The following is a 14,048-nucleotide window of genomic DNA, read 5'->3' as shown; positions in this document are numbered from 1 at the left end:
CTATCCCCCATCAGCTTAGCTTATTGGTGGCTTTGGCTTGTTATTCCACCCATTTTTTCACGGTAACTTTGCCCGTTGATGAATTATTATAGGCCACATAAATATCACCATTGGATATGGCCATGGAAGCATACGCTGCTGCACCGCTAAAGCCTTTCGAGCCTAAAACTTCCCAGGATTGACTTTGTAGCCAGCGCATGACGGTAACACCAGAGCCATTCGCCTGATCTATGAATGAAACAATAGGGGCTCTGCTTCCACTAAGGATCAGGTCAACATGGTTGGCAATGCCGTCCGTGATCTTAGAAGAGCCACTCGGGGGTACGTAGGCTATCCAACTATTGCCAGACAGCAAACGTACACTCAAATTATCGCCCGTAGCATCGGTAAAAGCAATGGCAAGTTCTGAACCGTTATCGGTAAAATCAATTTTAGTAAAGTAAGCGTTTGCTAAAGATGGGCCTGCACCATTCCAGAGATTTCCGGTGTGAACTTTTACAATTCCATTTTTTGTTCCGTTTTCTTGATAAAAAATGAGCGGTAAGTTAGAGCCATTGATCGCTATATCAGCATAGAGACTTGTTCCACTACTCGTGTTGCCTACCGGGCTCCAACTATTGGTGCTCTCATTGTAAGTTTGAACAACAACCTGATCGGCAAGCCCCTGGTCCGCATAGATAACATAAAGGGTTCCATTATTATTTATATCCATATTAATGTCAGAAGTTGCTCCAACCGAAAAGCCTTCGGTTCCTAATGTTTCCCATACTTGGGAGCTATTCAGTCTTTTCACGGTTAACTTACCCGTACCCCCATCCCGATAGGCAATCACTTCCTGCCCATTTTGTATAATGAGTTGAATATCATCGGCCTGCGAGGGGGAGGCAAAACCACCTTTATTCACCCACTGCGTTCCATTATACGACATCAAACGCGCCCGTCGGTTAGCGGCATCGTCGTGGAATGCTACCACTGGGGTGGTACCGTTAAATGCTATTTTCGGGTTCTGGGTGATACCCGTAGAAAAACCTTCAATCCCAACAGTTTGCCAACCGGTTTCATCTACGTCGGTGATGGTGATCGTTATACTGGCTGATTCTGTCAGGGTGCCGCTGGTAGCTTCGTAGGTGGCGGTCAAACTTTGATTCACTTCGTAATCAAACGCGGCTACGTCGGCTACCGTGAGCTCTCCAGTGCTGGCATCAATGGCTAAAGCCCCAATTACACTTTCGCTACTCAAGCTGTAGGTTAGCACACTGTTATCCGATGCACTGGCAGTTACCGTTCCCAAGCTGGCACCGCTGACCGGGTTTTCAGCTACGGAAGCCGTAAAGTCACTAGCGGTGATAGTGACTTGAGCCGACTCGTCCACATCATTAAGTGTAATAATTATTTTGGCATCGGCAGAAAGATCACCACTGATGACCCGATAATTTGCTTCTACCTTCGTTCGGCTTTCGTAATCAAAATAGGCACTGTCGGTAATGGATAGTTCCCCGGTGGTGCTGTTGATACTAATTGCATTTAAGGCCGGATCTGGGTCTTCAGTTAGTCTGATTAAGCGGTAGGATAAACTGCTGCCATCAGTCGTGCTTGCGGATACTGTGCCCAGTACCTGACCAGCAGCCGGGTTTTCATCGATAGTGACGGTAAAATCTTGGGCAGCAATAGGGGCGTTATCCGCTACCTCACCATCTTCCAGATCAGTCAAGGTAATTGTCACGTCCGAGGTATCCGTAGCCGTGCCGACCGTAGCTACCACTTTGGCGGAAAGAGTGGGGTTGGTCTCAAAGTCAAACTTCGCCGAATCCGCGACGGACAGTTCCCCCGTACTGGCATTCAGGGCCAACGCCCCTGATGGGGTTTGGGAAGCCAGCGCGAAGCTGGCGGTGCCACTGGCCGAAGTGGTAGTCACCCGCCCAATGGCTTGTCCGGGAGCCGGGTTCTCATTCATGGTAACGGTAACATCCTCCACTGCCACGGCATCCACGCTTTCGTCCACATCAGTGAGGGTGATGGTAACGGTGGAAGACTGGCTGACCGTACCTACCGAAGCGGTGCTGGTGGCGGTAAGCGTAGGGTTGGTTTCAAAATCAAACCGACTGGCATTGGCGACAGTGATTTCGCCCGTGAGCGAGTCGATGGCCATCGCCCCTGCCGGGTTTTGGTTGGACAGGGAATAGACTAGTGTGCCTTGATTGGTAGAAGCTGATAAACTACCGAGGGAAGTTCCGACGGTGGGGTTTTCGGCGATGGTTTTACTGAATGCCGAAATGGCTACTTCAATGGATGCCGGGTTTTCATCCTCCTGACAGGAAAATAGAGCTACTGCAAGCAGGAAAATTATAACGGGAAATCGTGGTTTAAGATTCTTCATTTTGTAATTACTTTTGGAAAAAATTAATTGGTTAACCCAAAAGTAGTAGAAGAAAGAATCGTTTCTAGGGGTCTAAAAAGGGGTTGGCAGTTTTTGCAACATCTTTGTCAGTGAGTGTAAAAGAATGAAAGGGGGGTGTAATTTTTAGCGTAAAATAGCAGGTGCAGGGAGCGGGGTGCTAGGAGTGTGGAGTACCTTCTCTACGTATAGAAATACCTTTATACGTATAGAAAGTACTCCAAGCCCCGCGCCCCCTGCGCCCAGCTCTTAAAGTTCAATACCGAAGTGGGTGCGGAACTTTTCGGCAAAGCGGGTGCTGTTTTTAAAGCCAACCGCCATGGCTAGCTGACGGGTTGACTTATACGTACCCTGATCGTAGTACGTTCTGGCCCGAATCAGGCGGCGTTCGGTAATTAGCTTAGCGGGGGTGCCCCCGCAGAGTTCTTTCACCTTACGGTATAAGGTGCGTTCGGTAAGGTGCAGTTGATCGCATAGATCAGCAATTGCAAAGTTTTCATTGTCGATATTTTCGTCAATAATGGCTTGCAACCGTTCGTTAAAAGCGGTTAACTCATCAGTCGTTAAGGGACTTTCACTAAAGCCAAGTTCTTTAGCTAAAAATTGTCGTCGGGCATCATCGTATCGGAGGGCTTTTTCAATCGTCAGTAGCAACTCTTCTTCCAGGAAAGGTTTAGTGAGGTAGCCATCAATACTCATGCGTAGCATACTCAACTTTTTTTGCTGGTTGGTTTGAGCTGTAATGACTACTACGGGCTGGGTATACTCTTTCTGTTTTAACTGTTCTACTAGCTCTAACCCATCCATATGAGGCATCATATAATCCGTGATGATGAGATCGATGGGGTGCTTTTCTAATAACTGCAAGGCTACTTTGCCATGATCGGCTTCTAATACTTCGTATGACTTCAGAGCATCAATCCCGAGAATATACTTTCGCATTGCCAGATTATCTTCCACAAGAAGGATACGTTTGGTAAGTTTAGGCTGCAAACCAGGTACGGTGGAGTGTGCGGCAGGGGATTGCGAAGAAGTTAGTGAAGCAGGTTGAGGGATTTCTTCTGGAATAACCTGATGATTAGGAATTGTAATGGTGAAACTGGCGTACTGGTGCGGTACACTTTCAGCCCGAATGCGATAGCCGTGTGCCTGCACGATCTCTTTCGCGATGGCTAGACCGATCCCGCTACCCTGACTATTAGCAATAGTATTTTCTGCTTGGTAGAAGCGTTCAAAGATTCTGGATAAGTCATGCGATGAAATGCCAACCCCCGTATTGTACACTTCAACCGTCAGATTATCAGCTATCTTCATACGTAGGCAAGTAATTCCTTCAGGTGGTGTAAACTTTAGTGCATTGGCGACTAAATTAGTAATGGCGCGGTGCATAAGCTCAGCGTCACAAGAAATAATTACTGGCGACTCGGGTATATCCAATACTAGTTCAATGGCTTGCTGGGCAAATAGTCCCTGATAATGTGTGTAAATTTTCCGCAGTAAATGAGAAATGTCAACCGATACTTCGTTAAGCACAAACTTCTGAGCTTCTAGTTTACTAAGATCAACAATATCGTCGACCAACCCTTTGATATTAAGCGATTGTTCGGCAATAATGTGAGCGTAACGCCGGGCGTTTTCCCCCTCAGATTGATCTTTGAGACGGCGAGCGTACCCTAGAATGAGCGTGAGGGGAGTACGGATTTCGTGAGAGATGTTTACGAAAAAGTGATTTTTAAATTCGTTTAGGGATTGCAGTTCAATAGCTTGATTTTCAATGACTTGCTTATCATCTAGCACCCGATTACGCTCCACCGCTAATAATAACTCTTTTTCCAGGTCGAGCCGCTATGAAAATACCAAATAGCATATTCTGTGCTAATCCAAATCCTATAAAGAGCAGCTTGGCAGCGTCGGTATGACCATACACATTCAGAAAATGTACCAAGCTAGATACAGCAATGGAGGTAATAGCGTGTAAAATGACCGGATACCCTAAAGAATGGGAAAATATACTCTCGCTAACCACGAATATGATAGAAGCATGGTACCAGATGAGACACAAAATATTCATCAGCTTCTTATTCTTTTGATCAGCTTTGCCAGTGGGATCAATACCTAAGTTGGCTAGGTAGCTGTAAATAGAAAAGACTTTTCGCAGTAAGATCACAGATAAATATGATAAGGCTAAAAATTTTGCATGCACCAACCTACTAATAATGTCCATTGAAGTAACAATCGTTGTTACTGTAAAAATAACTGGTTAGTATTTTGTCAGGTAAGGTAATACATTTGGCAGAAAATGAAACACATTCGTGCTGAGTGTGGCTAATGAGTTCTTTATGTCAAGTAGCTTGCATTGTACCAAATTGTTTACGTATTTTTACAGCCTCAAGTAGCGTTATGACATACCCGTATTTACCATACGTTCATTCACCAAAAGGTAGGCGCGACTCGCTCAGGCGTTGCTTTGCCTAATCTCTGATTCTCTCTTTTTTTGTCATAACTTTTTCTATTCCCACTTTCATGAAATTTACTGTTACCGTAGCCACATCGGCTCACGAGCATTTTGCAGAAAGAATCAGCCAATTGATCCAACAGGCAGCGGTAGCCCGCGGTACGGGTATTGCCAAGCGTCCTCCGGAATATATCCGACGAAAGATGCGGGAGGGAAAAGCGATTATCGCTTTGCAGCAAGATCAAGTAGCAGGTTTTTGCTACATCGAGACTTGGGGGCACCGAAAGTTTATCGCCAACTCTGGACTTATTGTCCATCCTGACTATCGTAAGCACGGACTAGCTAAGCTAATTAAGAAAGCAGCTTTCAAATTATCCCGGCAAAAATACCCAAATGCTAAGCTTTTCGGAATTACTACTAGCCTAGCAGTAATGAAGATTAATTCAGATTTGGGCTATCGTCCGGTTACATTTTCGGAGCTTACTACCGATGAAGATTTCTGGAAAGGCTGCCAGAGTTGTCCAAATTACGATATCTTGACTCGGAACGAGCGGAAAAACTGTCTGTGTACCGGTATGCTCTACGATCCGAAGGAAAAGGAGAGTAAAAAGTGGAATGTGCGAAATCAGATCAAGAAATACGAACGTTGGCTGCGACTGAAGCGAGAAGCTTTCCTTAAGAAGAAACAACCGATCCTTAAATTAAAACTATTTACAAAATAATAACGGAAACCGGAGACCGGAGACCGGAATTTATTTTTGATGCGTTGTCTTTTCAAACTTGACCCGCGTAATTCAATGACCAATGACCAATGACCAATGACCAATGACCAATGACCAATCAGTAATTGAACAATCTAAAAATAAATGAGCAAAAATAATCAACCAATCGTAGTGCTTGCTTTTAGTGGTGGGCTAGATACTTCCTACTGCGTAGTCTACCTGCGTCAGCAAGGCTATCGGGTACACGCTGTTACGGTAAATACCGGAGGCTTTTCCGCTAAGCAACTGAAAGACTTAGAGCGGCGGGCCAAGGAGTTGGGGGCTGAAAAATTTGAAGTGCTGGACGAAACCAAGCGGTTCTACAAAAAATGCCTACGCTACCTGATCTACGGCAATGTGTTGCGTAACCATACCTATCCTTTATCGGTGAGTGCCGAGCGGGTGTTTCAGGCATTAGCCATTGTACAGTACGCTCAAGATAGTCAAGCTGAATATGTAGCTCACGGTAGCACCGGAGCCGGTAACGATCAGGTTCGCTTTGATTTAGCCTTCCGAATTTTATCACCCAAAGTACAGATTATCACCCCTATTCGCGATCAGCAACTCAGCCGGCAAGAGGAGGTAGAATTCTTGAAAGAAAACGGAATTGACTGGTCGTGGGAGAAAGCGAAATATTCTATTAATCAGGGCATTTGGGGAACGTCAGTGGGTGGTCAGGAAACGCTAACTTCCCATCAATCATTACCCGAAGAAGCCTATCCTAGTCAGTTACTGGATATTGGTTCGCAAAAAATTACTTTGGGGTTTGAAAAAGGGGAAGTAGAGTCAATCAACGGCAAGTCGTTCAAACATCCCATTGAACTGATTCAGGAGTTGCAGCGCATGGCGGCACCATACGCCATTGGCCGAGATACCCACGTGGGCGATACGATAGTGGGAATTAAGGGCCGAGTCGGTTTTGAAGCGGCTGCCCCGCTTATCATTATTCATGCCCACCAATTATTAGAAAAGCATACCCTAACCAAGTGGCAACTCTACTGGAAAGACCAATTGGCTACCTGGTACGGCATGATGGTGCACGAAGGACAGTTCCTAGACCCGGTGATGCGAAATATTGAGGTTTTTCTTAAGGATACTCAGAAGTTGGTAAGCGGAGAGGTGTATCTTCAGCTTCATCCGTATCGTTACGAATTGCAGGGCATTAGTTCAGCGAACGACTTGATGTCTTCAAAATTTGGCGACTACGGTGAGGCGAATAAAGCTTGGACGGGAGAAGATGTAAAAGGGTTTACCAATATTGCAGCCAACGCTACTAAAATCTGGTTTGCCGTTAACCGAAAAAAATCGTGACAAAAGCTAAAGTAGGCATCGTGGGTGGTGCGGGCTACACCGCCGGAGAACTGATACGAATTTTGTTAAACCACCCGCAGGCGGAGATTGGCTGGGTTCATAGTCAAAGCCAAGGCGGGAAACCAGTTACCACCGTGCATCAAGATTTGCTAGGCGAAATTGAACTAGCGTTCACCGCTGAATTAGATTGGTCAGTTATTGATATTTTATTTTTATGCAGCGGGCACGGTGCTTCACAAGCGTTTTTACAAGAAAACACGGTTCCAGATTCAATAAGAATTGTTGATTTAAGCCAAGATTTTCGTTTAGCTGATCCATCGCACAATTACGTATACGGCTTGCCAGAGCTTAATAAAAATCAAATTAAAGAAACCTCTTGGGTTGCCAACCCGGGTTGTTTTGCTACTTGTATTCAATTGGGAATACTGCCGTTGGCTCATGCGGGACTATTATCGGACGATGTTCATATTCATGCCATAACTGGCTCTACCGGTGCTGGACAGAAACCTACGGCAACCTCACATTTTAGCTGGCGTAACAACAATATTTCAGTGTATAAAGCTTTCCGGCATCAGCATTTGCGCGAAATCAATCAAAGCCTGCTAAGTCTTCAACCCAACTACTCAGCAAAGCTGAATTTTTTGCCGGTGCGGGGTAATTTTACCCGAGGCATTTTCGCCAGTTTGTACACCGCAGTCTCTATTAAGCTGGAGGAGGCACAAGAACTGTATCGGCAGTTTTACGAAGATTCCCCTTTTGTATTCGTGGCAGAAACCCATCCTCATTTAAAGCAGGTAGTTAATACCAACAAAGGTATTATTTATCTTGAGCAGCACGATGATACACTACTGATAATCAGTATGATTGATAATTTGCTCAAGGGAGCTTCCGGCCAAGCTGTCCAGAATATGAATTTAATGATGGGCTGGGATGAAACGGCTGGCCTACGTCTGAAGAGTAGCATGTTTTAGGGTCAGTTACCTTCAGATACTCCGGCGAGTGCCTAACTGATTGAATTACTAGGTGTATCTTATTTTTTCATATGTGCCTTCAACTGCGATAATCCCGGCCACTCAGATTTTGATCCGCATGGTTTATCTTCGAGGCTGCGTTGACAACTTCGCTGTCTTTAACGCATCTTTTCGTAAGTCTAAGTTCTGTTCGTGGAGTGATGTCTGAGCGTAGCCAAGGCAAATTAGTTACAGACAGAAAAGAGTAGTAAGTTACTGCTCTTTTTTTATGATAAAGTTGATAAATATTTCCATAAATTACCGCCCACTGGAAAATAGCCTGTAGTTGATTTTCTAATATAGATACTTTCAATCTGTTTTATGGCGGGAATTAAGAAGTTTGGGACATTTGCTGGCGTATTTACTCCCTCTATTCTTACCATTCTAGGAGTTATCATGTACTTACGCCTTCCAACTATTGTGGGACAGGCTGGGCTGTGGACTTCGCTAGGAATCATCCTGATTGCTCACATTATTTCCGTCACTACGGGATTAAGCGTTTCGTCTATTGCTACCGATAAGAAGGTGCAAGCCGGGGGCACCTACTTTATGATCTCCCGCAGCCTGGGGCTTCCCATTGGGGGAACATTGGGGCTAGCACTGTTCGTAGGACTATCATTCAGCGTAAGCCTTTACATCATCGGCTTCTCCGAAAGTTTCCTCCAGTACTTTGGCTGGCCGGCTGATACTAATGCGATTCGCATTGCCGGAACCATTGCGCTAATCGTAGTAACCACTGTCACGATTATCAGCACATCGCTGGCACTACGGATGCAATTCGTCATTATGGCGGCGATCGTCCTTTCTTTAATATCAATTCTCTTTGGCTCTCACGATTTTGCTCCCGTAGCTCCTAAGTTTACTTCGTCGGAAGGGGTGTCGTTTATGCTGCTGTTTGGTATATTTTTTCCGGCGGTTACAGGCTTTGAGGCAGGGGTCTCTATGTCAGGCGATCTGCGCGATCCTAAAAAATCCATTCCGAAAGGGACAATCTGGGCCGTAGTTGTGGGATTGGCTGCCTACATCGGACTAATTTTCTTTTTCGTTTATACGGTAGATGCTAGCTTACTGGCAACCGATAATCAGGCACTACTTACCATCGCGCTCGTTCCCGAACTGGTGGTGGCGGGTATCTGGGGGGCTACTATTTCTTCGGCACTGGGTAGTATTTTAGGTGCACCCCGAATTTTACAGGCAACTGCGGTAGACAATATTACTCCAAACCTATTTGCCAAAGGGGCGGGCAAGGGTAATGAACCTCGCAATGCCCTTATCCTGACGTTCATCATTGCCGAAGGCGGTATTCTGATTGGCGAACTAGACGTTATCGCCCGCATCGTCTCCATCTTTTTTATAACCACTTACGGTTTTCTTAATCTAAGTGCCGCATTCGAGTCTTGGACCAGTGCCGATTTTAGGCCAGATTTTCGTGTTCCCATCTGGGTAAGTATACTGGGGGCTTTGGCCTGCTTTATTGTGATGATCCAACTCGATTTTCTGGCGATGATCGGGGCTACCCTCATTCTCGGGCTGTTGTATCTGTACCTCAAGCGCAAAGAGTTAGCTCTGGAGTCGGGCGATACCTGGAGTGGCATCTGGGCATCGCTGGTTAAATCGGGATTGGAGTACCTGAGCACTGAAAAAATTCATCGGCGCAACTGGCGACCGAACCTTCTCATGTTTAGTGGGAGCGAAACCGAACGCCCGCATCTGGTAGAGCTTGGGCAGGCGATTGCCGGACGGCTGGGTATCCTGACCAGTTTTGAGATTATTTCTGCGAAAGAGGAATCTTTTCTTAAAGAAACCGAAAAAGTAGAGTCAGATCATGGTATTTACTATTCTCGCCAGTACCGCACCCCGGATGTGTACGATGGCATGGAGCAGATTGCCCGCATCTACGGCTTTGCCGGGGTTGCGCCTAACACCATCCTGATGGGCTGGAGCAAGACGGAAAAGAACCAGGAGAAATTTGCTCATCTTATCGCCAACCTTCGTAAAGCCGATTACAACACAGTCTTTCTCAACTACGATTCGGAGCAGAAGTACGGAAATCACCGTACGATTGACATTTGGTGGCGGGGATCGGGACGAAGCCTAACGTTTGCCATTAGCCTCATTCGCCATTTAGTAGCCGATGGGTTGTGGAAAACCGCCCAGCCCCGGCTGCTACTTATTTTGGATGACCTATCGCAGATGGATCGGGTACGGCGTACGCTTCAGCAGTTGATGGATGACTACCGGATGCCGATGAGTCTGAAGCTCATCGATAATAGTTTGGAAGCGCTACCTGCCCCGACCATCATTGCCCGCGAATCGGCTGCGGCTGACCTGACCATTCTGGGACTATCCGACCGCAGCGAGCAGCAGGCGGTGAAAACGGTAAAAGAAGTTCGTAACCTATTAGACACCCTCGGAACAACTCTGCTTATTGCGGCTTCTTCTAACTTTGAGGCGTTTGACTTACAAGTTAACCGCAAGCGAACGCTAGATGAAGAGTCTGAACTATTAGAAAATGAGCACGCTTTACCAGAGCTTCCTTCGGTGTACAATGAGTGGTTAGCGGAGGATCTGCAAAAAATTGATGAGCGAAACCGTAAGGTGCTCCTGGCTTTTTATCAGCAGTCGTTTGTGCCCTACTTTCGGGAAAACCGCCTGATTATTCAAAGCCTGGAATCTACTGCGAAAGGAGTGCTGAACACACTAGCGAAGGAGTGGGAACAGTACGAGGATACGTTTCGTCGCCGAAAATCATTACAGAAGGCAGTAAACGAACTCCACTTCCAGACCCGAACCCTGTTGGGTGACATTCCGGAAGACTACCTTAAAGATCAAAAAGAATCGTTTGACAAAGGAATTGCCTGGTACTTCAAGCAACTGGAGGTAGATGTAATGCGGTTTCCCCGCGAGATAAAGACAAATATCCCTCGCGAAAAACTTAGAGTAACTGCGGGCAATACACTGGCGATGCGCTGGTTGAAGTTTCGTCTTCGTGCAGCTGCTTGGGTTACCCGTCAGGAACCTCACCATCGGGTGCGTTATCAGCAAATAGCTTCGTACTATCTGCGGGATAATCGCTACGTATTTTTGGCTGCTCTATTACGCGAATGGCAGCAGCAAAGCCTGCACTTCTTTCACGAAGTACAGTTGGTAGTGAAGGAGGTAGAGCAACAGTTAAAAACCTGGGCGAGCCAAGTTGAAACGCTGGAAGCAGAGGCATTTTCGTACGAAACTCTTTCGTCCCGAATGGCTATTGAACAACTGGATAGTAACCAGAATACTCTTCAGCAACTTTGGCTCAAACGTATCCAAATTGAGTACCGCCGCAACCTGAGTTTACTAGCGCAAAGTGTCGAAAGTATTACCGGACTGGCGCAACTCAAAAAGACTCGAAATACTGCTCGCTTCTACGAGACAACCGCCAGCCAGATTAGCAATTTCCCCGAGCAGTGGTACGAAAACTCCCAACTGGAGGTAAATACTATCACGCTAGATCTCTTTCTTCAGATTATTAAGACCCGGGTTCGGCAAGAGGTGGTAGAATATCAAGAGCAGATGGGGCAGCTATTGACTCGGAATTATCTTAAGCCATTGGAACAATTGGAAGAGCAACTTAAAAGCTCGGACGAGGTAGAAGTTGATTATGGCCAGTCTGACGAAGCAGTTTTGCAGAAAAACCTTGCTGAGTACTACGAAGGTATTAACGAATTGGTCGAGGAAATTCCTGAGTCAATAACGATCAATTACAACTACGTAGACGAGCAGGAAATTATTTCCGTCCCCGTTCAGCAGCTAGCCGAATACTGGACTGAAACCACGTTCTACCTTCCTCTTCAGAGTAAAATTATTGAAACAGACCAGCAGTTGTTACGTAGTCAGGCGGCGGTGCGTGATATGGTGCGCCTGGTCAATTTGCAAACCGAAGGACGAGGTGACGCAGATAAGCAGGTATGGCAGGATACGACCCTTTTGGTGGAAAATGAAAAGAAAAAAATAGAAGCGATCCTGAGCGCATTGCACGATGATATTAAATCCCATCTGCAAGAAAGCTTTGAGAACCTCTCAATTGATGCATTTATCGTTCAGTCGGGCGATTTGTCCAGCATCACTCGCTCGTACCAGAGTCAGCTCGTTAAAAATAAAGTGGAGCAGTATCAGGGGCGGCTGCGACAATTTATTAGAGGAATAGGAACGCGGCTGCTGTACTCTCGCAGCCAGGGAATACTACTGGCCAAACGGCTGACCAAAACCGAGACTGATCTACAATCGCCTACCGCAAACGTTCTGAACTTTGTAGAGCAGGTAACTCCCTCTTCAGACATTGTGCGGCACCTGCCGTTATATTACCAAAATCTGTTTGGTGGCCGATCAGAAATTAGCGACGATTTCTGGATTGAACGTCCGCAGGAAATGGAACTGGCTGAACGAGCGATTGAGCGGCTTCGTCAGGGCTACGCCGGAGGTATTTTATTATTGGGAGAACGTGATTCGGGAAAAACTGCCTTGTCTCAGCGCATAGGAAAGCGGTTCTCCCGAAAAGAAGATCGTATCATTCAGGTATTTCCAACTCGGGCGGGGTCTATTCGGATAAGTGATTTCAATAAAGAACTTCAGCGGGCTACCCGGAAAGCGGGCACACCGGATCAGATTATTAAAAATCTACCCGCAGGTAGCACTATCGTTATCAACGATCTGGAGATGTGGTGGGAGCGTAGTGCCAAAGGCTTTGAGGTGGTGAATGAGATTATGCGACTCATCGCTAAATACAGCCCTCAGATACTATTCGTGGTTAACACCAATCCGTTTGCCTATCAACTGATTAATCTGGTCAATCCCATTGCTGACTACTTCCTGAATATCATTCCTTACCAACCCTTCGGAACGGAGGAGATTGAACAACTGATTTTGCTAAGGCACTGGTCAGGCGGTTTAACCTTTGTGCTGAATGAGCGGGGCGAGGAAACCTTATCAGAGTGGCAGAAGGTTCAATTCTTCAATGCCTTTTTTGATTATTCCGGTGGAAACCCGGGGGCGGCACTAGGTGCTTGGTTAGCCTCTATTGAGAGAAAAGTGGATAAAGCCGTTCACCTGAGCGTACCCCGCACTCCCGACTACGACGGGCTTCGGAATATGCCAACGGACTGGACAATATTGCTGGTTCAGTTTCTGTTACATAAGCGGTTGTCGCTACCCCGGATGCGCCGGGTGCTTCACTTGGATACTGCTTCCCTTACCGATATTTTGCAAGATTTGATACGGGCTGGATTGGTAGTAGAAAAAGAAAGCGGGGTTTATCAACTGAATGTGTATACCGAAGTTCATCTAATCAATCTACTGAAAGAACAGGGAATACTATGACTATTTTTGGCTTGTTGGGAGTTGCTTTGCTGCTATTTACGCTGTTTAGAGGCATTCATTATCTGCTCCGCCCCATAGTACGCCGTCAGAACCGTTGGCTGCGATTGAGCCATACACTTTATGGGGTTGAGTTTGCTCTCTGGATGGTCTGGCTTTTTCAAGCTCTGAACTCTGTCATTGGTCGTTCCCAACTGTATCCGTTCGTAACGGTGGGGTTGGCTTTTTTGCTACTCATTGCATTATCCTGGTTTGTGCTGCGCGATATTCTGGCGGGGATTATTTTCCGCCTACAGCATGTACCCCGAATCAACCAGTCCATTCGGGTTATTCCGGTAGACAACCTCCGTCGTGCCGAAGAAACCTCAGAGGGAAATAGTCATGCTACCGGGCGAATTATCTATTTAGGTATCACGAGTCTGATGCTGGAAAATGAGGTAGGAGAACAAATAAAAATGCCGTACAGCCGGGTTGTTAATCAGTCCATTGCTCAGTACGAAGCCTCCGAGTACATTAAGTCCTACGAGTTTTCCTTACAACTCCCTAAGTCTAAACCAAAGGATAAGTGGGTTCATGCGCTGCGACAGCAGATTTTGCTCTTGCCTTGGTCTTCTACCAAGCAGTCGCCCGTCATTCAGTGGCGGTCGGAGAACGATCAATGCTACATCTTTGATATTTTGGTGTACAGCCTTTCTACCGATTATGCTCTGCAAATTGAAAGCTATCTTACCCAGCAGTATTCTTCTGACTCAAAAAAGTAATCG

The 14,048-nt window shown here is 46.3% G+C and carries 8 protein-coding genes; 5 read left to right on the top strand and 3 right to left on the bottom strand.

Annotation, left to right across the window (positions count from 1 at the left end):
• Positions 1-40: 40 nt before the first annotated feature.
• The 3 genes from P0M28_RS29185 to P0M28_RS29175 all read right to left on the bottom strand — a co-directional run bounded on the left by P0M28_RS29185 (position 41) and on the right by P0M28_RS29175 (position 4,562).
• The gene (locus P0M28_RS29185; protein ID WP_302207041.1) at positions 41-2,377 is read right to left on the bottom strand and encodes a cadherin repeat domain-containing protein; all 2,337 of its coding nucleotides are present in this window, start codon (positions 2,375-2,377) and stop codon (positions 41-43) included.
• Positions 2,378-2,644: 267 nt separating this feature from the next.
• Positions 2,645-4,207 carry a response regulator gene (locus P0M28_RS29180; RefSeq protein ID WP_302207040.1) on the bottom strand — a complete coding sequence of 521 codons (1,563 nt, stop codon included), beginning with the start codon at positions 4,205-4,207 and terminating at the stop codon, positions 2,645-2,647.
• Entirely contained in the window at positions 4,197-4,562 is a 366-nt protein-coding gene (locus tag P0M28_RS29175; protein WP_302207039.1) for a hypothetical protein, read from the bottom strand. The genes P0M28_RS29180 and P0M28_RS29175 overlap by 11 nt, the downstream gene beginning before the upstream one ends.
• Positions 4,563-4,918: 356 nt before the next feature.
• Between P0M28_RS29175 and P0M28_RS29170 the strand changes: the two genes are divergently transcribed.
• The 5 genes from P0M28_RS29170 (at position 4,919) to P0M28_RS29150 (ending at position 14,045) form a co-directional block, all read left to right on the top strand.
• Complete coding sequence (locus tag P0M28_RS29170) at positions 4,919-5,572, top strand: GNAT family N-acetyltransferase (RefSeq protein ID WP_302207038.1); 654 nt, start codon at positions 4,919-4,921, stop codon at positions 5,570-5,572.
• 144 nt (positions 5,573-5,716) lie between these two features.
• Positions 5,717-6,922, top strand: a complete 1,206-nt coding sequence (locus tag P0M28_RS29165; protein ID WP_302207037.1) for an argininosuccinate synthase — start codon at positions 5,717-5,719, stop codon at positions 6,920-6,922.
• Positions 6,919-7,893, top strand: a complete 975-nt coding sequence (gene argC, locus P0M28_RS29160) for an N-acetyl-gamma-glutamyl-phosphate reductase (protein WP_302207036.1) — start codon at positions 6,919-6,921, stop codon at positions 7,891-7,893. Before P0M28_RS29165 ends, argC begins: the two co-directional genes overlap by 4 nt.
• A 360-nt stretch (positions 7,894-8,253) precedes the next feature.
• The gene (locus P0M28_RS29155; protein ID WP_302207035.1) at positions 8,254-13,287 is read left to right on the top strand and encodes an amino acid permease; all 5,034 of its coding nucleotides are present in this window, start codon (positions 8,254-8,256) and stop codon (positions 13,285-13,287) included.
• Positions 13,284-14,045: a mechanosensitive ion channel gene (locus tag P0M28_RS29150; protein WP_302207034.1), complete on the top strand. Its 762-nt coding sequence runs from the start codon at positions 13,284-13,286 to the stop codon at positions 14,043-14,045. The genes P0M28_RS29155 and P0M28_RS29150 overlap by 4 nt, the downstream gene beginning before the upstream one ends.
• Positions 14,046-14,048 lie beyond the last annotated feature (3 nt).

Source organism: Tunicatimonas pelagia (assembly GCF_030506325.1).
Taxonomy (GTDB): Bacteria; Bacteroidota; Bacteroidia; order Cytophagales; family Cyclobacteriaceae; genus Tunicatimonas; species Tunicatimonas pelagia.
The sequence above is the reverse complement of the archived record's forward strand: the minus strand, read 5'-3'. Positions and strand labels throughout refer to the sequence as shown.

What these genes read in the sequence shown, in the direction of transcription:
- P0M28_RS29185 (WP_302207041.1), bottom strand. Translation starts at nt 2,377, where the DNA reads ATGAAGAATCTTAAACCACGATTTCCCGTTATAATTTTCCTGCTTGCA.
- P0M28_RS29170 (WP_302207038.1), top strand. Translation starts at nt 4,919, where the DNA reads ATGAAATTTACTGTTACCGTAGCCACATCGGCTCACGAGCATTTTGCA.
- P0M28_RS29165 (WP_302207037.1), top strand. Translation starts at nt 5,717, where the DNA reads ATGAGCAAAAATAATCAACCAATCGTAGTGCTTGCTTTTAGTGGTGGG.
- P0M28_RS29155 (WP_302207035.1), top strand. Translation starts at nt 8,254, where the DNA reads ATGGCGGGAATTAAGAAGTTTGGGACATTTGCTGGCGTATTTACTCCC.
- P0M28_RS29150 (WP_302207034.1), top strand. Translation starts at nt 13,284, where the DNA reads ATGACTATTTTTGGCTTGTTGGGAGTTGCTTTGCTGCTATTTACGCTG.